This window comes from Kitasatospora arboriphila (genome assembly GCF_039528095.1).
GTDB lineage: Bacteria > Actinomycetota > Actinomycetes > Streptomycetales > Streptomycetaceae > Kitasatospora > Kitasatospora arboriphila.
The window spans coordinates 1-538 of record NZ_BAAALD010000312.1 but is presented as its reverse complement, the minus strand read 5'-3'; the positions used below and the strand labels follow the sequence as shown (position 1 = coordinate 538).

Annotated in this window: 1 protein-coding gene; it reads right to left on the bottom strand. The window is 45.0% G+C overall.

The window, feature by feature from the left end; all coding sequences use genetic code 11:
• Positions 1-341 (bottom strand): aldo/keto reductase (locus ABD353_RS40150; protein WP_344628630.1); only part of this gene is annotated, 341 nt, incomplete at its 3' end.
• Between the last annotated feature and the right edge of the window lie 197 nt (positions 342-538).

Here is a 538-nt window from a genome sequence, read left to right as displayed (position 1 = left end):
AGCGACCTTTCCACTGATTCGCGAATATGTGCCGGACGGCTGTCAACGCCGGCCATCCGCTCCAGACCCTGGCCGGTCGGCAAAATACGAAATCCAAATTTGGTGGCAATCTGCACCTTATCGCGAAAACCTTTAATCGCTTTTCCGACCAGAACTTCATTATCGAAAGGACCATATACTTCGGCGGTATCCAGGAAGGTCACGCCCATGTCCATGGCGGCATGGATCGTATTTATCGCCTGCGACGTTTCAGCGCCGCCATAGGCAAAACTCATACCCATACATCCGAGACCTAATGCGGAAACCTGAAACTTCTCTTTTCCAAGATAACGTGTTTTCATCTTATTTTCCTTAATTGCTGAATGGCATTAAATATATACTTCCCTTTCATATTGATAACAATTAATCTATTCCGAACGGGGTGTTAGCTGGAAATTAACAATGAAAACCTTGCCCGATCTGCAACAAATAGAAATATTAATACTCATAGTGAAACATGGCAGTTTTCGTCAGGCCGCTAAAGCGTTAAACCTTTCCC